Source organism: Sporomusaceae bacterium (genome assembly GCA_031460455.1).
Lineage (GTDB): Bacteria > Bacillota > Negativicutes > Sporomusales > UBA7701 > Anaeroselena.
This window is the reverse complement of record JAVKTQ010000002.1, coordinates 260,921-280,250: the sequence shown is the minus strand read 5'-3', so window position 1 is coordinate 280,250 and position 19,330 is coordinate 260,921. Positions and strand designations below refer to the sequence as shown.

19 protein-coding genes are annotated in these 19,330 nt (G+C 60.2%); 1 reads left to right on the top strand and 18 read right to left on the bottom strand.

All coding sequences use genetic code 11. The annotated features are described in order from the left end of the window. Window positions 1-18: 18 nt before the first annotated feature. The 14 genes from fliD to RIN56_05855 all read right to left on the bottom strand — a co-directional run bounded on the left by fliD (window position 19) and on the right by RIN56_05855 (window position 13,935). Window positions 19-1,821 carry a flagellar filament capping protein FliD gene (gene fliD / locus RIN56_05920; GenBank protein ID MDR7866338.1) on the bottom strand — a complete coding sequence of 601 codons (1,803 nt, stop codon included), beginning with the start codon at window positions 1,819-1,821 and terminating at the stop codon, window positions 19-21. 23 nt (window positions 1,822-1,844) lie between these two features. After that, window positions 1,845-2,231 carry a flagellar protein FlaG gene (locus RIN56_05915; GenBank protein MDR7866337.1) on the bottom strand — a complete coding sequence of 129 codons (387 nt, stop codon included), beginning with the start codon at window positions 2,229-2,231 and terminating at the stop codon, window positions 1,845-1,847. Window positions 2,232-2,333: 102 nt separating this feature from the next. Then, window positions 2,334-4,181 carry a DUF115 domain-containing protein gene (locus RIN56_05910; GenBank protein MDR7866336.1) on the bottom strand — a complete coding sequence of 616 codons (1,848 nt, stop codon included), beginning with the start codon at window positions 4,179-4,181 and terminating at the stop codon, window positions 2,334-2,336. A 93-nt stretch (window positions 4,182-4,274) separates the two neighbouring features. Continuing rightward, a complete protein-coding gene (locus RIN56_05905) occupies window positions 4,275-5,495 on the bottom strand; it encodes a flagellin (protein ID MDR7866335.1) in 1,221 nt (406 codons plus the stop codon). Between the two features lie 322 nt (window positions 5,496-5,817). Continuing rightward, window positions 5,818-7,038: a flagellin gene (locus tag RIN56_05900; protein ID MDR7866334.1), complete on the bottom strand. Its 1,221-nt coding sequence runs from the start codon at window positions 7,036-7,038 to the stop codon at window positions 5,818-5,820. Between the two features lie 163 nt (window positions 7,039-7,201). Beyond that, a complete protein-coding gene (locus RIN56_05895) occupies window positions 7,202-8,422 on the bottom strand; it encodes a flagellin (protein MDR7866333.1) in 1,221 nt (406 codons plus the stop codon). Window positions 8,423-8,741: 319 nt separating this feature from the next. Next, window positions 8,742-8,969: a carbon storage regulator CsrA gene (gene csrA / locus RIN56_05890; GenBank protein ID MDR7866332.1), complete on the bottom strand. Its 228-nt coding sequence runs from the start codon at window positions 8,967-8,969 to the stop codon at window positions 8,742-8,744. Window positions 8,970-8,971: 2 nt separating this feature from the next. Next, window positions 8,972-9,427: a flagellar assembly protein FliW gene (gene fliW, locus RIN56_05885; protein ID MDR7866331.1), complete on the bottom strand. Its 456-nt coding sequence runs from the start codon at window positions 9,425-9,427 to the stop codon at window positions 8,972-8,974. A gap of 34 nt (window positions 9,428-9,461) precedes the next feature. Next, complete coding sequence (locus RIN56_05880) at window positions 9,462-9,758, bottom strand: DUF6470 family protein (protein MDR7866330.1); 297 nt, start codon at window positions 9,756-9,758, stop codon at window positions 9,462-9,464. 14 nt (window positions 9,759-9,772) lie between these two features. Further along, window positions 9,773-10,735, bottom strand: a complete 963-nt coding sequence (flgL, locus tag RIN56_05875) for a flagellar hook-associated protein FlgL (GenBank protein MDR7866329.1) — start codon at window positions 10,733-10,735, stop codon at window positions 9,773-9,775. Between the two features lie 13 nt (window positions 10,736-10,748). Continuing rightward, window positions 10,749-12,557: a flagellar hook-associated protein FlgK gene (gene flgK / locus RIN56_05870; GenBank protein MDR7866328.1), complete on the bottom strand. Its 1,809-nt coding sequence runs from the start codon at window positions 12,555-12,557 to the stop codon at window positions 10,749-10,751. A 19-nt stretch (window positions 12,558-12,576) separates the two neighbouring features. Then, on the bottom strand, window positions 12,577-13,071 hold the full coding sequence (locus RIN56_05865; GenBank protein MDR7866327.1) for a flagellar protein FlgN: 495 nt from the start codon (window positions 13,069-13,071) through the stop codon (window positions 12,577-12,579). 11 nt (window positions 13,072-13,082) lie between these two features. Next, window positions 13,083-13,349 (bottom strand): flagellar biosynthesis anti-sigma factor FlgM, encoded by a 267-nt coding sequence (gene flgM, locus RIN56_05860; GenBank protein MDR7866326.1) that lies wholly within the window; start codon window positions 13,347-13,349, stop codon window positions 13,083-13,085. A gap of 184 nt (window positions 13,350-13,533) precedes the next feature. Continuing rightward, window positions 13,534-13,935 (bottom strand): flagellar protein, encoded by a 402-nt coding sequence (locus tag RIN56_05855; protein ID MDR7866325.1) that lies wholly within the window; start codon window positions 13,933-13,935, stop codon window positions 13,534-13,536. Between the two features lie 200 nt (window positions 13,936-14,135). On the opposite strand from RIN56_05855, the gene RIN56_05850 reads away from it, so the two are divergent. Beyond that, window positions 14,136-14,732, top strand: a complete 597-nt coding sequence (locus tag RIN56_05850; GenBank protein ID MDR7866324.1) for an HD domain-containing phosphohydrolase — start codon at window positions 14,136-14,138, stop codon at window positions 14,730-14,732. A 281-nt stretch (window positions 14,733-15,013) separates the two neighbouring features. Here the strand turns inward: RIN56_05850 and RIN56_05845 are convergent, their stop codons facing one another. From RIN56_05845 to RIN56_05830, 4 genes are all read right to left on the bottom strand, one after another. Next, on the bottom strand, window positions 15,014-15,352 hold the full coding sequence (locus tag RIN56_05845) for a CGGC domain-containing protein (GenBank protein ID MDR7866323.1): 339 nt from the start codon (window positions 15,350-15,352) through the stop codon (window positions 15,014-15,016). 213 nt (window positions 15,353-15,565) lie between these two features. After that, window positions 15,566-16,180, bottom strand: a complete 615-nt coding sequence (locus RIN56_05840) for a DUF1836 domain-containing protein (GenBank protein ID MDR7866322.1) — start codon at window positions 16,178-16,180, stop codon at window positions 15,566-15,568. 131 nt (window positions 16,181-16,311) lie between these two features. Then, complete coding sequence (locus RIN56_05835) at window positions 16,312-16,977, bottom strand: ComF family protein (GenBank protein MDR7866321.1); 666 nt, start codon at window positions 16,975-16,977, stop codon at window positions 16,312-16,314. Next, the gene (locus RIN56_05830; protein ID MDR7866320.1) at window positions 16,971-19,124 is read right to left on the bottom strand and encodes an ATP-dependent RecD-like DNA helicase; all 2,154 of its coding nucleotides are present in this window, start codon (window positions 19,122-19,124) and stop codon (window positions 16,971-16,973) included. Before RIN56_05830 ends, RIN56_05835 begins: the two co-directional genes overlap by 7 nt. Window positions 19,125-19,330: the final 206 nt, after the last annotated feature.

Below are 19,330 nucleotides of genomic sequence, written 5' to 3'. Positions count from 1 at the left end.
CCATTCGGTTTCCGTATTTTATGAGCCGCTTAGCTGCGAGGTCAGCCAGGAGCTTTGCTGGTTGAGTTTGCTCAGGGCTACTTCCATTGCGTCGAATTGTGCGTAGTAGCGCTTTTCTTCCATCTCCAGGCGGTCGTTGAGGGCGGTCATGCGGTCGGCGTAGGCGTTGATCTGTTTGCCGAGGAGGCTGGTGGTGTCGTAGAGGGCCGAGGCGCTGACGCCGGCCTGTTGGCTGAGCCGGTCGGAGATGACTTTGAGGTTGTCGTAGAGGCGGACGGCGATGCCGTCTGCGCCGGCGGTGGCCCCGTCGGTCCTGAACAGGTTTTTGAGGGCGTCGGGGTCTTCTTCGAGGGCTTTGCGCAGTTTGCTTTCGTCGAAGTAAAGTTTGCCGTTCTCCAGGTAGCTGCCGGTGGTTATGCCGATGGAGGCTGCGCTGGTGTATTTGCCGCTGAGGCCGGAGACTGGCGTGGAGATGTCGGCGCGCATTTTGTAGACGGCGTCACGCAGGATGCTGTCGTTGCGAAGGAGGCCGCTTTTGGCGTATTTTTCCCATTCGGTGACTTCGCTGTCTTTGAGGGCCGCTTTTTCCTCGCTGGTCAGCGGGAGGTAGCTCTTGTATTTGGGTTCTTCCAGCTCTCCGTAGAGCTGGGAGAGGACTTTGTTGTAGGAGTCGACGAAGGATTTGACGGTTTCGACCGTTTTGTCGATGTCGCTGGTGATGTTTACGGTGGTGGCGCCGGCTGATTTGAGGGTGTAGGTGACGCCGGAGACGGTGAAGGTGTTGGCTGTTTGGGTGAGGCTGACGCCGTCGAGGGTGAATTTGGCGTCCTGGCCTTTTTCGGACAGGTTGAGTTTGTTGGCGAAGAAGTCGAACGCCGCCGCGTCGCTGCCGGTGAGGTCGAGGGCGCCGCTGGCGGCGGCAAGGGAGAAGGTGTCGGCGCCGGCGTTGTATACGGCGCTGGCGTTGACGCCGGCGGCGTTGAGTTTGCCGATGACGGTGTTGAGGGTGTCGACGCTTGTGTCGATGGCGATGTTGGCGGTGCTGGCGCCGTTGGCGATGCGGATGTTGAAGGCGCCGGTCATGCCGAATTCGCTGGCGAGGGTGGCGTTGGGGTCGCCGACGCCGATGGCGGTGTTGCTGGTGAGGCCGGTGGCGCCGGCGTGGGCGACGGTGGGCAGTTTAAGGTTGTCGAGGAGGAAGTTCATGCCGTCGGCGGAGCTGCCGGCGAAGTCGATTTCGGCGGCGGAGCCGCTGTTGGTGGTGTTGATGAAGAAGCGGTCGAGGGTGGCGTCGTAGTTGGCGCGCACTTTTACCCCGGCGTTGTTTATCTGGCCGACAAGGTCGTAGATGGTGCTGTCGGTGTTGACGGTGATGGTTTTGGTGAGGTCGCCGTTGGCGATGGCGATGTCGAAGCTGGCGCCGGCGGCGAGACCGAACTGGCTGGCGATGGTGTCTTTGTTGGCGCCGGTGGTGATGGCGCCGGTGCTGGTCATTTTGACGCCGTCGGCCAGCTGGCTGACGACAAGGCTGTGGGTCATGTCGGCGGCGTCGGCGTTGGCTTTGGCGGTGAGGACGGTTTCGCTGCTGCTTGCGGCCGTTTTGGCCTGCAGGGTGCTGTCGAGGGTGTAGTTGAAGACGGTCTGGCTGCGGAAGGTGTTGATGCTGTTATAGACGGTGACGTAGTCACTTTTCTTCCATTCCATCTGGGTCTTTGTTTTGTAGAGGCTGTCGTATTGGCTGCGCCGCGCCTTCATGAGGTCTTTGACGAGCTGGTCGATATCCATCCCGGAGCCGCTAAGGCCATAGGTACGCATAACCATTGGTTATCCCTCCTTAAAGGGCATCAAACTTTTTTGTCGACAAGCGCGCCGACGTATTCGCTGATGCGCGCGACCATGTCGAGGAATTCGTGCTGGGGGAATTCCTTGATGACTTGCTGGCTTTTGGGGTCGACAAGCTGCACCATGAGGGATTTCGTCTTCTCATGAAGGGCGAACTGGAGGTCGGCGTTCATCGAGGTCATGAATTTGTTGAGGGCTTCGGTGAGTTCGCGCACTTCTTCGTTGGTGAGGGCCATGTTCTCGTCGTTGGGGTTTTCGGCCTGTCTGGCGACGTCGGCATGTTTGGCTTTGGCCGCTTCTGCCGGAGTTACTCTGGGTTTTTCGGCGGCGACCCCGGATATTCCGTAATCCGAGTTTGCTGTCACCTTTTTCAGGGCATTCACATCCATGTGAATCACCATCCTTGCAAAAATTAGCCTGGTATATTATTTATCGAGATTTTTGCGGGGAAGTTTAAGGGGATTTTTATTTTTGGCGTCATTATTTGCCGATTAGCCGATTTTGTTTTCTTGTCCGGCGCCAAGGTCGGCGATGGTGTCGTCGATTACTTGGATGAGTTCGTCGCCGGCGAAGCCGACTACCCAGCACAGTTCGACCTGGAGGTCGCGGTTCTGGGCGAGGATTTCGGCGTCGATGCGCTGGGGCAGGGCGTTGACTTTCTGGGCTATATGGATGATGTTGGGGTGGATGAGCTGGTTCATGAAGGGATCCTTGACCGTATCGATGAGAAGTTCGTCGGTGCTTTGCAGTTCGCGCCAGTTGCGCTGGAGGTTCTTGGGGGTAGTATGGGGAGTGATTTTCAGCGCTTTCAGTTTCTTTTCGCGTTTGCGGGCCTGCTTGACCAGCGCCTCGATATCGTCGCGTTTTTCCCTGAGTCTGGCGACAAACGCCGGCAGGTCGACGCTGTTCTTCGGAGCGGCGGCCAGTTCGCGGGAAAAGTCTACCGGCGGAAGGGCGGCGTATTGGTCGGCGAGTTCGCCGAGGGGCCGCTGCTCGGCGCCGTTGATTTTCGCGCCCCCTTCGGTGGCGTTGATTACTTTAAGACCGTTTTCACGGATCTGGTTCTCGAACCAGAGCCTGACGTCCTGCCACCACATGCTGGTCATGACTTTGCCGCCGTAGTAGCCTTCGATTTCGGCGGACGGGCGGCTGTAGTCGTCCGTTTCGGTGCATTTGTCGATGTCTTCGTAGATGGTGTCGCCGGAGTGGCTGACGAGGGCGCCGTCCTTGGCGCCGAAGGCTAGGTCCTGACCAGTGAGGATGATGGGCGAGCAGCCGGCGTGGGCGGCGAGGGCGAGGCCGAGGTGGGCGACGGAGGCGCCCATTTCGATGAAGGCGTCGCCGGTTACGCCGGTGGCGGCGGCGAGCCATTTATAGACAGGCAGCGGCCCCCGGTAGGGGATGATGCGCGCTCCTTTGTATTCTGCGAAGATCAGGGGTTTGAGGACGGGGGGGGCAGTGAGGGCGATGCTTTCCGGGATGTCCTTGTCCTTGTAGAAGTATTCGTAGACTTCGTCGATACGCTCGATGGAGCAGACGACGTCGGGGACGATGTTGTTTTTGAGGAGCTTGGCGAGGATGGTGTCGACGGCGATGATGAGGGCTTTGCCGGCGAGCTTGGGGAGGTGGCGCATGTTCTTTTCGAGCGACGGCCCGGCGGAGACGACGACGGCAGGACGGCCGTGGAAGCGGCCTTTGAGTTTGTCGACGTCAACGGCGCCGTTAAGGTGCCTGACGTTGGCGAGGTCGTGGGTGACGCCCCAGATGGCGTCGGTGAAGTCGTTGCCGAGGTGGCGCATCTGGTAGATGACGCGCTCGGAGATGGTTTTGGCGATGGCGAGGGCGGTGTCTGATTCCTGGGTGCGGTAGTAGTAGGTACTGTAGATGCGGATGTTGCGCAGGTAGAGGATGAGCGCCGTTGTCATAAGTTTGCTGACGGCCTGGCCGACGCCGTCGGGACGTTTGGCGACGACGATGAAATTGCGGTCGGCTACGGCCCGCATGTCCCAGGTGGCGAGGGCGTGCTGGAAGAAGGCGAGGTTGGGCTCGATGACGACGACGATGGAGCGCGGGTTGGCGGCGTCGAGGAGGGCGGCCATCTCCGCCGGGGCACCGAAGCCGATGACAAAGATGATTTCTTCCCTGAGGGGGTCGGGCATGTTGTCTTTGTCGGCTTCGCCGCGGACGACGAAGACTTCTTCGCCGGGCTGGCGGAGGAAGAATTCGCTTCCATTCTCGGCGGCCAGGAAGGATATGTTCAGATCGCTTTCCTCAAGGGGATCGATATGATGATATTGTCCGCTGGCCAACACCTGGAGGTTTTGTTCGAAGTTGTCCACACGCTCACCTTTTCGTTAGTTAATTATCGCCGGGAATAGCCGTGTCAGGGAGGCTCCAGTTGTCAGGAGCCTCCCTGGAGAGGTCGTCTGGCGTTACTTGAGGAGCTGCAGAACGCCCTGGGGCTGCTGGTTGGCCTGGGCGAGCATGGCGGTGCCGGCCTGGGTGAGGATGTTGAGCTTGGTGAAGGTCATCATTTCCTTGGCCATGTCGACGTCGCGGATGCGGCTTTCGGCGGCGCTGAGGTTTTCGCTGGACGCGCTTAGGTTGTTGATGGTGTGTTCCAGACGGTTTTGGCCGGCGCCGAGCTTGGAGCGTTCGGTGGCCACGGTCTGGATGGCGGTGTCGATAACGGCGATGGCGACGTTGGCCGCGCCCTGGGTGTCGACTTTGAGGCCGCTGACACCGAGCGAAGCGGCTTTCATGGTCTCGATGTCGACGGTGAGGCTCTGGCCGGTGTTGGCGCCGATGAGGATGGTGGCCTGGCCGTCGGCGCGGGCGTCCTTGGCGGCGCTTGTCTGCTGGAAGGAGGACAGCAGGTTGGTCGGGGTGGCTTTTGCGTTGCCGGTCGCATCCTTGACGGTGACCGTCAGGCCGTAGACGGCGTTGGCGGTGCCGGTGGTCGCGGCATAGGCCTGGAGGACACCGGTGCCCATCGAGAAGGTGAAGTCACCAGTGTCGATGTCGGAAAGTGCGGTGGCAGAAGCTACCGAGGTAGTATTGGTGACCAACGAGCCGTTCTTCATGTAGCTGACGGTGATGCTGTCGCCGCTGACAATGCCGAGGGTGTTGCCAGCCTGATCCTGCAAGCTTGTCAGGGCGGCGGATACGGTGGTCGCGGCGTTGACCGCCGTGTTGCCGAGGATATTGGCGGTGGCGGCGCTGACGAGGGTGCCCATGGAGCCGTCGAGCACTTTCTTGGTGTTGAACTCGGTGGTGGTGGCGATCCGGTCTATTTCTTTGACCAGTTGGTCGATTTCTTTCTGGATGTTGCTGCGGTCCTGGCTGGTGTTGGTGTCGGACGCCGACTGCACGGCGAGTTCGCGCATACGTTGCAGGATGCTGTGGGTTTCGTTGAGGGCGCCTTCAGCCGTCTGGATGAGACTGATGCCGTCCTGGGAGTTGCGGACCGCCTGGTCGAGGCCGCGGATCTGGCCGCGCATTTTTTCGGAGATGGCGAGGCCGGCGGCGTCGTCGCCGGCGCGGTTGATCCTGAGGCCGGACGACAGTTTTTCGAGGGATTTGCCGGTGGATGCGTTGTTGGCGGCCAGGCGGCCGTAAGTGTTGAGAGCCGCGATGTTGTGGTTGATAATCATTCGGTTGTTCCTCCCGGAATTCTTTTCGCGGGCCTCCTTGCCCTCTTTGCCGTTCCTCCGCCGCCGTGACCGGCGCAAAGGGGAGAAACGGACATCCTTCACTTATATATCGGGTCGATTTGCCAAGAAATAAAACGTTTCTTTCGGTGATTTTTGATGTTTATAAAGCAATTTCCCGTTATAACGCCACCAATCTCCCGATATCGCCATTTTTCGAAAATAGACGGGGTTTTGCGTATAATTTTCTTTGCCGCTGACGTAGCAAGGGGATTGCCTGTCGCTGACAGGCAATCCCCTTGTTTGAAGCTCTGTTTACTTAATGTTACCGGAGGAGTTGCAGCACGCCCTGGGGCTGCTGATTGGCCTGGGCCAGCATGGCGGTGGCGGCCTGGTTGAGGATGTTGAGCTTGGTGAAGGTCATCATCTCTTTGGCCATGTCGACGTCGCGGACGCGGCTTTCGGCAGCGGTCAGGTTTTCGCTGGACGTGCTGAGGTTGTTGATGGTGTGCTCCAGACGGTTCTGGTTCGCACCGAGCTTGGAGCGCTCGGCCGAGACGGTCTGGATGGCGGTGTCGAGGACGGAGATGGCGACGTTGGCCGCCCCCTGGGTATCGACCTTGAGGCCGCTGACGCCGAGCGAGCCGGCTTTCATGGTCTCGATGTCGACGTTGAGGCTCTGGCCGGTGTTGGCGCCGATTAGGATGGTGGCCTGGCCGTCGTTGCGGGCGTCCTTGGCAGCGCTTGTCTGCTGGAAGGACGACAGCAGGTTGGTCGGGGACGACTTGACGTTGCCGGTCGAATCCTTGACGGTGATGGTTATGCCGTAGACGGCGCCGGCGGTGCCAGCGTTGGCAGCTACAGCGTCGAGGACACCGGAGCTCATCGAGAAGGTGAAGTCGGCGGTGTCAAGGCCTTCAACGGCCGTGGTAGTTGTTACCGTCGTGTTGTTGGTGACCAGGGCGCCATTCTTCATGTAGCTGACGGTGACGACGTCGCCTTCGACGATGCCGAGAGTGTTACCGGCTTTGTCGGTCAGGGCGGTGAGTACCGTAGCTGTGGTAATGCCGCTGTTGACCGACGAGTTGGCCAGGACGTTGGCGGTGGCGGCGCTGACGAGGGTGCCCATCGAGCCGTCGAGCAGTTTCTTGGTGTTGAACTCGGTGGTGGTGGCGATGCGGTCGATCTCTTTCACCAGCTGGTCGATTTCTTTCTGGATGTTGCTGCGGTCTTGGCTGGTGTTGGTGTCGGACGCCGACTGCACGGCGAGTTCGCGCATACGCTGCAGGATGCTGTGGGTTTCGTTGAGGGCGCCTTCAGCGGTCTGGATGAGGCTGATGCCGTCCTGGGAGTTGCGGACCGCCTGGTCGAGGCCGCGGATCTGGCCGCGCATTTTTTCGGAGATGGCGAGACCGGCGGCGTCGTCGCCGGCGCGGTTGATGCGCAGGCCGGACGACAGTTTTTCGAGGGATTTGCCGGTGGCCGCGTTGTTGGCGGACAGACGGCCGTATGTGTTGAGAGCCGCGATGTTGTGGTTGATAATCATTTTGTTATTCCTCCTTGAATTCTTTTACACGGGCATCCTTGCCCGCTTTTTTCGGCGCCCCGCTCGCCGTCGGCCACCGGGACTACGGGGCGGATGGGGGATTAAGCCGTGGGCGGGCGGGAAAGGCTCCAATTATCGGCGCCTCCCCCGCGCTCGCCGGATATTACCTGAGGAGCTGCAGCACGCCCTGGGGCTGCTGATTGGCCTGGGCCAGCATGGCGGTGGCGGCCTGGTTGAGGATGTTGAGCTTGGTGAAGGTCATCATCTCTTTGGCCATGTCGACGTCGCGGACGCGGCTTTCGGCAGCGGTCAGGTTTTCGCTGGACGTGCTGAGGTTGTTGATGGTGTGCTCCAGACGGTTCTGGTTCGCACCGAGCTTGGAGCGCTCGGCCGAGACGGTCTGGATGGCGGTGTCGAGGACGGAGATGGCGACGTTGGCCGCCCCCTGGGTATCGACCTTGAGGCCGCTGACGCCGAGCGAGCCGGCTTTCATGGTCTCGATGTCGACGTTGAGGCTCTGGCCGGTGTTGGCGCCGATTAGGATGGTGGCCTGGCCGTCGTTGCGGGCGTCCTTGGCAGCGCTTGTCTGCTGGAAGGACGACAGCAGGTTGGTCGGGGACGACTTGACGTTGCCGGTCGAATCCTTGACGGTGATGGTTATGCCGTAGACGGCGCCGGCGGTGCCAGCGTTGGCAGCTACAGCGTCGAGGACACCGGAGCTCATCGAGAAGGTGAAGTCGGCGGTGTCAAGGCCTTCAACGGCCGTGGTAGTTGTTACCGTCGTGTTGTTGGTGACCAGGGCGCCATTCTTCATGTAGCTGACGGTGACGACGTCGCCTTCGACGATGCCGAGAGTGTTACCGGCTTTGTCGGTCAGGGCGGTGAGTACCGTAGCTGTGGTAATGCCGCTGTTGACCGACGAGTTGGCCAGGACGTTGGCGGTGGCGGCGCTGACGAGGGTGCCCATCGAGCCGTCGAGCAGTTTCTTGGTGTTGAACTCGGTGGTGGTGGCGATGCGGTCGATCTCTTTCACCAGCTGGTCGATTTCTTTCTGGATGTTGCTGCGGTCTTGGCTGGTGTTGGTGTCGGACGCCGACTGCACGGCGAGTTCGCGCATACGCTGCAGGATGCTGTGGGTTTCGTTGAGGGCGCCTTCAGCGGTCTGGATGAGGCTGATGCCGTCCTGGGAGTTGCGGACCGCCTGGTCGAGGCCGCGGATCTGGCCGCGCATTTTTTCGGAGATGGCGAGACCGGCGGCGTCGTCGCCGGCGCGGTTGATGCGCAGGCCGGACGACAGTTTTTCGAGGGATTTGCCGGTGGCCGCGTTGTTGGCGGACAGACGGCCGTAAGTGTTGAGGGCCGCGATGTTGTGGTTGATAATCATTTTGTTATTCCTCCCTGAATTCTTTTCCGCGAGCTTCCTTGCCCGCTTTGCTAGAGTGTCTGCTCGCACGCTGCCGTTGGCCGTCGGAGGCGGGGGAGCAGGACATCTTCACTTTATATATCGGGAGGATTTGTCAAGAGATAAAACCTGCCAGCGGACGATTTACGGCGTTTACGGCTCATAATCCCGCTATTACGCCGGAATGCTCCCGGTATCGCCATTTATCGAAAATAAAACAATAAAGGCGAATTATTCTCCGCGGCGTCAATAGAAAGAGGATTGCCGGCCGTGACGGGCAATCCCCTGGTTTGGCGTTGGTTTATTTGTGGAAGTCTTTGAGGAGGTCGAGGCCGGCGGCGGGCGGCGGAGCGGCGGCCTGTTTGTTTTCGGCGGCGATGGCTTCGTAGAGTTCGCCCCGGAAGATTTTGATTTCCCGGGGGGCCTGGATGGCAAGTTTGACGCTGTCGCCTTTGATGTCGACGACGGTGATGACGATATTGTCGCCGATGATGATTTTTTCGCCGCATTTACGGGTGAGGGCCAGCATGGTTATTTGCCCTCCTTGGGTTTTGGGGGGAAGCCGGCGGGAAAGAGCCGGTGCCTGGTGGTGTAGCCTTTGTTGTCGAGCACGGTCTGGACGGCGCGGCGCTCTTTCCAGTTGACGACGAGGGGCGCGAGGAGGTTGGCGGTCATTTCTTCAAGGTTATCGGGAACGGTGACGATGCAGAAGACCTGGAAGGGGGCGGCGGCGGTCATGCCGATTTCTTTGGCCAAGTCGTCGCTCAGTTCGAATTCGTAGTCGGTGAAGAACGGGAAGGGCTCGACGACAAAAAAGGTGAGGGCGGGCTCGGCGACCGACTGGAGGAAGGCGAAGGGGCTGTCGGGGCCGTAGGGCAGGAAGGCGAAGGCCTTTTCGTCGTCAAAGCCGGGCAGGCCCTGGGGGAAACGGATGATGTCCTGGTCGTCCACTTCGAGGGAACCGAAACGGGTGGATTCTATTACCATATTCTCACCTCTCAATAAGTTTGGGCTGCGCCGTTCAGATGACGATGTCGATGCCGGTGGCTTCGGTGAAGCCGAAGACCGGCCGTTCTACGGGGACGACGATGACTTCGGGGGTGGGTTCGCTGAGGTATAGCTCGGCGGCAAGGTCGGCGATGCCGTTGCCCGCCGCGATGGTGGCCAGGCGGTTGCCGCGGGCGACGTAGTTGCCGATGGTTTCGCGGACAGCGCCGCGCTGGGTGGCGGCGAGGTCGCGGCGGAGGGCGTCCGGGCCCAGGAGGCCGTAAGACGCCCGGCAGGGCGTCTGGTCGATGGTGAGGATGAGGCGGCTCATGATTTGTTACCTTCCTAGCTGAGGAAGTCGACGAGCGACTGGGGCATGATTCTCGCCCCGACCGCCAGGGCTGCGTTGTAGATGTTTTCGCTGTTTTTGAAGTCAATCGTGACCTTGGCGATGTCGATGGAGTCGTTGGCGGCGACGTTTTCGCTGATGGTGACGTAGTTTTTCTTCATCAGGTTCTGGGCCATTTCGTAGGTTGCCATGCGGGCGCCGATGTTGGTCTGGGCGAGCAGCACCCGGTCGGTGGCCGTGTCGATGTTGGCGAGGCCGGTGGTCGATAGATCCTTCATGTTAGGGGCGCCGGTCGCGAGGTCTTCTTTGATGGCCAGCAGGTTGCGGAAGGTGGTGGATACCTGGTATGTCTGGCCGGTCGCGCCGTCGACGACGGTGGTCATGGGGCCGAAGATGTCCTCGCCGGTGACGTTGATGCTGTCCTGGTTGGGGTTGGCCGCCCCGGGCTGGATGCGCATGGAGATTTTGTTGTCGTCGCCTTTGTAGACGACTTGCTCGACGCCGTTGATGATTTTGCGCTCGAAGGGGCCGCCGACGACTTTGTCCTGCTGGCCGGCGAAGACGTAGCGGTCGCCGATCTGGGTGTTGCCCTGGGAGATGGCCTGGTTGATGAGGCCGTCGAGTTCGGTGGCCGCGGTGGTGTAGGCGATGGCGGGGTTGGGGCTGATGGAGTCGATGACGAGTTCCCTGGCTCTTTCCATGACGCTGACGACGCCGTCGATGGCGGAGTCGGTCTGGTTGAGCCACGATTGGGCGTCTTTGGCGTTCTGGGTGTATTGTTCGTTTGTCATGAGGTCGGTGTTGAGCCGCAGGCTGCGGATGGCGCGCACGGGGTCGTCGGAGGGCCGGTGGACGAGTTTTCCGTCCGACAGCTGCTCCTGGTAGGCGTTCATCCGCTGCTGGGATTTGTTGAGACTGGACAGGAAGTTGTATATTATCGTGCTGTTTGCTACTCGCACCGCGTCCTACCTCCTATCGACCGACGACGCCGGTCCCGTTGATGAGTTTGTCGAGCATTTCGTCTATGGATGTCATGATCCGCGCGGCGGCGTTGTAGCCTTTCTGGAAGCGGATCATGTTGGTCATTTCTTCGTCGATGTTGACGCCGGCGGTAGCCTGGCGCCAGTTTTCGATCTGATCGACGAGCGTCTGCTGGTTTTCTTCCAGCCGTTTGCTGTTCTGGGCCTTGACGCCCAGTTCGCCGATGATAGAGTTGTAGTAGCCGTCGAGGGAGGAGCCGCCAAGCACCGAGCTTGCCGGCGTGGGGTTCTTGAGTTTGTTGCCGAGGAGGGTGGCGTTGTCGCCGGAGGCGTTGCCCTGGGGGACGCTGAAGGTGTATATGTCGGCCACCGGAGGGACGGGAACGGGGTCGTAGGCCCGGTTGTCGATGTCGGTGTTGATGGTGAGGCTTAGCCCGTTGGGCAGGTTGTTGAGGACGGTGTAGTTGGCGTTGGTGGTGTCGGTATCGCCGGCTGCGACCGCGACCCAGGTGGTGCCGCCGTCGATGGAGTAGCTGGCGGTCTGTACCTGGCCGGCGGCGTTGACGGTGTTTACTCTGATCTGATAGGCGACGGTGGCGGTGGAGGTGTAGGCGCCGCCGACCGAGGCCTGGCCGCCGGAGGCGTTGCTCTGGTTGACGGGGTTGCTGATGAGGGTTTTGGCGGCGATTTTGGCCAGGCCGCCGTCGTTGTATAGGTCGCTGTTGACGGACAGGGCGTCGAGCCAGCCGTTTTTGCCGAGGGTTTGGGTGGCGTAGTTGACGGACTGGTTGCCGAAGAAGTTGTTGCCGGTGGAGTTGTCGGTGCCGAAACCGGAACGGTGGACGGCGTTGAATTCCTGCAGCAGGAACTTGCTCATGGTGGAGAGTTTGTCGAGGTAGTTTTTGGGGACGGTGGAGTTTGCTTCCTGCAAAGCTTTCATTTCGCCGTTGGTGATGTTGACTCTTTGGTTTCGGCCGTCGGCGACGACGAGGTATCTGACCTCGAAGCCGTACTCGGGGTCCATGGAGGTGGAAGGGTCGTTGAGGGCGAGGGGCGTGTAGCCGCCGCCGTCGGCGAGGACGACGTCCGATACCTGGATGACGTAGTTATGGTTGGCGTCTTCGAAGACGCGGACATTCATCATTTTGGAAAGTTTATCGGTAAGGAGGTCGCGCCGGTCGCGCAGGTCGTTGGCGTTTTCCATGCCGCCGACTTCGATGTTGGAGATTTGTTTGTTGAGGGAGTATATTTCAGACGACATTTCGTTGATTTCCGCTACTTTGGCTGATAGGGAGTCGTTGACGTTGGTGATCATGTCTTCGAGTTGGTCGCGGGCGTGGGCGATGGCGTCGACGAGTTCGGCGCCCCGCTCCCGCACGGCGGTGCGGGCGCTGTCGTTGGAGGCGTTGGTGGCCAGCGTCTGCCAGGACTGCCAGAAGTTGTTGAGGACGGTCTGGAGGCCGGCGTCGGGCAGTTCGTCGCGGAAGATGCCTTCGATCTGGCTGTAGGTGCTGACCGAGGTCGACGCGTAGCCGAGGGTGGAGGATTCTTTCCAGAATTGCCTGTCCATGAAGATGTCGCGGGCGCGGGTAACTGACTGAATGGCAACGCCGGTGCCGACCTGTAACGCCCCCGCTCCGCCGTAAACGACTTCCGGGCGGGTGGTGGACAGGTTGACGCGCTGGCGGGAATATCCTTCGGTATTGGCGTTGGAGATGTTATGGCCAACGGTGTCGAGCGACAGCTGGTTGGCGTAGATGCCGCGGACGGCCGCGTTGAGACCGCTGAAGGTCGAGCGCATATTGCTTACCCCGTGTTGCTTAAACTTTCTTGTCTACCAGTTTCCTGACCTGAGTTTCCTGGGTGTTTTTCCCCTTTGGGGCATAGGTAGGTCCTGTCGCGCTTTGCGTCAGGAGGTTGATGTTGTAGTTGATGAAACCGAGAGCCCGCTGGATGAGTTCGGCGTTGAGCTTGTTGACCGGGGCGAGTTCCGCCATGATGCGTTCGAATTCAGCCGCGATTTTGTCGAGGCGTGCGCCCGCTTCCGGACCGGCCAGTTCTTTCATTTTGGCCAAGGTGATGTCCTGGACGGCTACGCCGTCTGCCGCCGCAAGCTGCTGCAGGAGTTTGCCGCGGGCCGCTTCCAGTTTCCCGGCCTGCAGGATGAGGAGCTCTTCCTGCTTGGTTACCGCTTCGAGGTCCTGCGGTTTGACGGCGATAAGGATGTCTTGCTTCTGGCGGCTGAGTTCGAGGATGGCCCCATAGAGACTGACCATTTCGTCGAGCAGGATGACTAGTTTGTCCCAGTTGGCCACGGTTTCCTCCTTTAGCGAATGCGGTCGGCCATCAGGCGGCCGAGCATTTTTTCCGCCACTTCCTTCGCGTCGACGCTGTAGTTGCCCTGAGCGATTTGGGCGGACAGTTCCCTTACTTTGTCTTCGCGCACCTCGGGCAAGGCTTTGATGGCCTGGTAAATCTGGCCGAATTCCTGGGCCTGGGTGGAGAGGATCACTTCGTCTTTTTTCGAGGTCGGAGCGACGTCGCCGGGTTTGGAGCTTTTCGCGACCTTGTTCTGATCTGTATAGACTTTCATGATGCTCTGGATCTGTTTGCCGGAAATAATCATGGGTAACACCTCACTTACGTAGCAGTCTCCTGATATAGTATCGTCAAAAGTGGCGGGGTTTTTAACCCCCGCCACTAGCTGTTTAGGTAGCTTATTGACTTCTATATCCGCTTTTTGGCCGTTTTTCTCGTCCTAGAGGCTGTATCCGTGGTTATTTTCGCTGGATGATGTCTTTGGTGTACATCTTCTCGTCTTTGCGCGTCGATTCCGGCCGTTTCTCGGGCTTCCATTCCTCGTGCTTTACCTGCCCGACGATGTTTTTGCTGCAGCTGGTGCATACGCGGCCTTCGTTGATGGGCGCGCCACAGGTTTCGCACGGGTAGCTGATGATGGCGTCGCTGAATATCCGGCCGCGTTTGAGCATCCGAAGGATTATTTTGTGTTTTACGCCGGTGGCCTTGTTGATATCGTCCAAGGTTGCCCTGTCGGCGTTTCGTAAGTATTCGGCCACCTTGTCTTCCGCTTCTTCCTCGGCACGAATACAGTTGTTGCAAAGCTTGGAGGGATTTTCGACACATAGGCCGCCGCATTCGATACAGTTTGTAAGGTTCATGGGTCGCGCCCCCTTTCTATGGAAATTATAACATATCCGACAAAAAGTGCTAGGTCTTTAGCCCTAATTTGCTTTGCCGCCGGTTTTTTTTCTGAGCGCGGCAGGATAATCTTCATTTGTAGCTAAATTAAAATATACTTGACTTGGCTTATACTTGACTTGGCTTGACTCTGAAGCGGGAAGGTCGTTCCTCCGTGTATATGCTTACCCTTATGCAGGCTGTGGAAAACGGCGCCAATGCCGCCGAGACGCTTCAGGAGATCGTTCCCATCCTGATGCGGCTGATAGAATTAAAGAACCCCAAGCTCTACCTGCACAGCCAGCAAGTGGCGAACTATGCCGTCAGCATAGCCGCCAAGATGCGTTTGCCGCGGGATGAGATCGAGCGTATCAGGGTTGCCGCCATCCTTCACGATGTCGGTCAGTTGACTGTGCCCAACGCGGTGCTGGCGAAGCTGCCGTATCTGTCGACGCGGGAGCTGAGCGTGTATAAGAACCATTGCAGCGCCGGCAGCGCGATGCTGGAGAATATCCCCGCCTGCCAGGAGATCGTGCCTTATATAAGGTACCATCACGAGCGCTGGGACGGTCAGGGGTACCCGAAACGCCTCAAGGGGGTCAATATCCCCCTCGGCGCCCGCATCATCGCGGTGGCCAACCACTACGACCGGTTCATCAATCCCTGCACTCAGCATTGGGTGAAGACGAAGAAGGAAGCGGTGCGCGAGCTGCACGACCATTCCGGGACGGCGTTCGACCACGATGTGGTCCGCGCGTTCGTGGATTCGCTGGGATAAGTAGGACTGTATAAAGCCCCGGGTGCTGGCAAAGCACCCGGGGCTTTATTGCGAAATAGGGGGTTGGACGAAGGCCGGCGCTCTCAGCTATGGCTGCCGCGCTTTCCGGCCTCATCCGGGGATTTCCACCGGGCAAGGATGGCGTTGCACCGAAAGATGGTGGCCGTTATCCAGCCCACTGTTAGCGCTAGGTATAGCACCGCTACATCGAAGCTCAACCGCAACACCTCTCTTCGTGTTATTCCCGGCAGGCGCGGGCGTGATGGCGACGGCAGAGCGGGCTAAACGCCGATGCCGCGGCCGCAGTCGATAATAATCGTCGTCCGCATCTGCTCGGAAAGCTCTTTGAGGATGCGCTCGTTATGCCGGCTATACTCGCCGGCGCCTATTTTGCCGCCGGCCGAGAAGGCGATGATGTCCGCCCCCCATTTTGCCAACAGTCTGGCGCCGTCTATTATCCTTTTTCCCGGATAGCCGTTACAGGTCACGCAGCCTACAAGTTCCACCGGGCCCAGTTCTTTGAAGACGCCTTTCGCTTCTTGCGCCGCTTTTGCAAGATCGTAAACTTCCCCGTTTATAGCGGCGAGTTTGGAGTACCCCAGTATCCCCAGCCTAACCACCGTTGTTTCTCTCCTTTGCCATCATTTTATGCTTTATTGTATTCGCCCGTTTTTGAAAGGCGACGGTATTTTCATGCCGCACGGCTTTTTCTTTTTTTCGGGCAATTTTCCTTGCGGGGAGTGGCGGACGGCAATTGGTGGCATTGCAAACCGCCAGATATAGTCATAAAAAAGATATGCGGCGGTGTTGTCGGTTTTACACTGCCGCATATCTCAAATGCTCCCCGTTGTGGTTATTTGTCCGGGTTTGGGAAAATAGGCGTCGATTATTTTTTCCGCCAGCCGTTTTGATACGCCGGCCTGGGCGACCAACATCAGCACAACTAAAAACATTTTGGCTGTTTTCTGATGGGGAGTTTCGATTTCCGCCAATTTGTTTTCGATATATTTGGCCTTTTCGGCGAATATTTCCTGAAAGTCGCTAAATTGCTCGCGTTGCAGCTCCAAGAAGATCGTATAGATTTTTTCCAGCGGGATTACATCGTCGTCCGGGGTGGTGATGTCGTTAAGTATCGGCGAGAAGAGCGTTTTTATATCTTCGATTGAAAGGACGCTTTTCAACTGGCATATCAGAATCAGGAGCATTATGTGGTGTTTTCCGTATTTGCGGTTTTTCGGCGGTATCAGCAGTTGAGCCTTGGTATAGTTGTTTATCATCATTTTCGTTAAGCCTTTGTCTAGTTCTTCTCTCTTGAGCCAGTCCAATCTGGCGTTGAGAAATTCCAGCACCTGGTCCATGTATAGTTCCAGTTCGGGGATTTCGTGCGGCGGTATTTCTTCTGTAAGTCCGAGACCGTCGATGATTTCCCGGATTTCGCCGAATTCCATGCGCCACCTCCCTGCTGGCGGATTTTGAATTAAAGCGCGCAGGCGGATAGGCGCCTTCTTAACAATATATAGCTGTCGCGTCGAAAATATGAGTGCGGCTTCTGTGCGGGTGCGCCGCGGATGGCGGTTTATCAGCGGCCGTAATCTCCACCCGCCAGGGCGAGGGCGTGAATTTTAGCGGCCCCTCCCCTTCTCAGCACCTTGGCGCATTCGTTGATTGTCGCGCCGGTGGTGACGATGTCGTCGACGAGGAGGATTGTTTTGCCGCGGACGGCTTCGGGGCGCGCGAGGGCAAAGGCGCCTCTGACGTTGCGGCGGCGTTCGGCGGGCGGAAGTTCCCACTGGGGGGCGGTGGGGCGGGTGCGGATGAGGGCTTCGCACCACGGCCAGCCCTGCTGCTCCGCCCAGCGGCGGAAGATGAGTTCGGTCTGGTTGTAGCCCCGTTCGGCAAGGCGGCCGGGGTGCAGGGGCACAGGGACTACGGCCTGGATGCCGCCGAGGCGGAGGCCGTCAGGGCGGGCGGCGAGCAGCCAGGCAAGCGGGACGGCGGCGCGGGCGCCGCCGCGGAATTTGAGCCGGTGGAGGAGGGTTTTGACGCCGGCGGCGTAGTCGCACACCACCCGGCAGGAGGCGAGGGCGGCGAGGCGGCGGCCGACGAGGTTGAGTTCGTGGCCGGCGAGGACGGGGGCGAGGCAGGCGGGGCACCAGGCGCCGTGGACGGCGACCGGCCGCCGGCAGACGGGGCAGCGGGGCGGGTAGATTATGTCGAGGAGAGCCGCCCACCAGTCGGTCAGCACAGGTCCTCACCCCTGAGGCGCTCGGCGAGCAGCGAGTAGCGCCGCCGGGTGCGGTCGTTGGCGAGGGCGGTGTTGAGGGCGGCTTTGGCGCCGAGGAGGATGACGCGCTGCTTGGCGCGGGTGACGGCGGTGTAGAGGAGGTTGCGCTGAAGCATGACGTAGTGGCCGGCGACGAGCGGCATGACGACGGCGGGGTATTCGCTGCCCTGGCTTTTGTGGACGCTCATGGCGTAGGCGAGGACGAGTTCGTCGATTTCGGCTTTTTCGTAGAGGACGTCGCCGTCGGGGTAGCGGACGACGGCGATGCCGCTGTCGGCGCCGATTATGTAGCCGATGTCGCCGTTGAAGACGCCTTTGCCGTAGTTGTTGCGGGTCTGCATGACTTTGTCGCCCTGGCGGAGGGCGCCGGCGCCGACCGGGGGCCGGGCGGGCGACGGGGGGTTGAGGGCGGCCTGGAGGAGGCGGTTGAGGTTTTCGACGCCGCACGGCTGGCGGTGCATGGGCGACAGGACCTGGATGTCGGCAAGGGGATCGAGACCGGCGGCCGGCAGTTCTTCACCGCACAGTTTTACGATGGCGGCGGCGACGGCCGCTTCGTCGGCGACTTCGCGGAACTGGAAGTCGGTGCTGGAGCGGACGTCGGGGAAGAGGCCGCGGTTGATGCGGTGGGCGTTGACGACGATGACGCTTTCGCCGGCCTGGCGGAAGACTTCGCTGAGGCGCACGACGGGGACGGTGCCTGAGCGGATGATGTCTTTGAGGACGTTGCCGGGGCCGACGGCGGGCAGTTGGTCGACGTCGCCGACGAGGACGAAGCGACAGCCTTCGGGTACGGCTCTGAGGAGGTAGTACATGAGGGTGATGTCGATCATGGAGGCTTCGTCGATTATTACGACGTCGGCGTCGAGGGGGTTGCGCTCGTCGCGCATGAATAAGGGCGCGCCTTCGCGGCCGCCGGTGGCTTCGAGGAGGCGGTGGATGGTGGCGGCTTCGCGGCCGCAGGCTTCGCTGAGGCGTTTGGCGGCCCGGCCGGTGGGCGCGCCGAGGAGGATTTTGAAGCCCTGCTCGGCGAGGACGGCGAGGATGCCTTTGACGGTGACGGTTTTGCCGGTGCCTGGCCCGCCGGTGAGGACGAGGACGCCGTGGCGGAGGGAGGCGGCGACCGCTTCGCGCTGAGCGGCGGCGAGGGTGACCCCTTCGCTTTCTTCCCAGGCTGCCACCGCCTGTTCGGCGTCGCCGCTCCTGGCGGGGACGGCTCGTTCCCGGAGTTTCCTGAGGCGGGCGGCGACCTGGGTTTCGGCGTGGTAGAGGAGGCCGGGGTAGATGAGGGTGGCGCCCTGGAAGTCTTCGGTGTGGAGCAGGTTGTCGCGCACGAGGCCGGCGAGGCAGACGGCGATGTCGAGGGCGGGCGCGCCGAGGAGTTTGGCGCTTTCCTGGACGAGGGTGTCTTCCGGCAGGCAGCAGTGGCCGGTCTGGGCGGTCTGGAGGAGGGCGTATTCGATGCCGGCGGTCAGCCGGGCGGGGTCGTTCATGTCGCGGCCGAGGGCGACGGCGATGTGGTCGGCGGTGCGGAAGCCGATGCCGTCTACTTCGGCGGCGAGTTGGTAGGGGTTATCCTTGAGGACGTCGAGGGCGGCCCCGCCGTAGTGCTTGTATATTCTGCCGGCGTACGCCCCGGTGACGCCGTGGGTTTCGAGGAAGAGCATGATTTCGCGGAGGTCGGAGTGCTCGGCGAAGGAGGTGCGGATGACGGCGGCTTTTTTGGCGCCGATGCCTTCGATTTCGGTGAGGCGGTGGGGGTAGTTCTCAAGCATTTCCAGGGTGCGGTCGCCGAAGCGGGCGACCATGCGGGCGGCGGTGGCCGGGCCGATGCCTTTGATGGCGCCGGAGGCGAGGAAGCGTTCGATGCCTTTGACGGTGGAGGGCGCCATGCGGCGGCAGGAGACGGCTTTAAACTGCCTCCCGAAACGGTTGTGCTCGACCCAGTCGCCGGTGAGCTCAAGCTCTTCACCGACGAGGGGCACGGGAAAGTTGCCGACGACGCTGACGGGGGCGTTTTCCCGCGCCGGCACGAGCCGGAAGACGGTGAAGTCGTCGCCGTCGCTGCGATATACTATGCTGTCGACTGTGCCTGTTAGCGCCTGCATGCCGTATTCTCCGTCCGTGCGTACTTTTATCGTGGCGGTATTCGCCGGTTTTGCCGCCAATCCCTTTTATTTGCGGCGATTTTGCCGCAAAGGCGCGCTGATGGCGGCGATAGTTAACATATAATATTAACTATCGTGTTTTTTAAGCGCGGCAGGCAGGGGAATCGGCTCATTCTGACGAAGTATTTGGCAACAAATTCGGACAA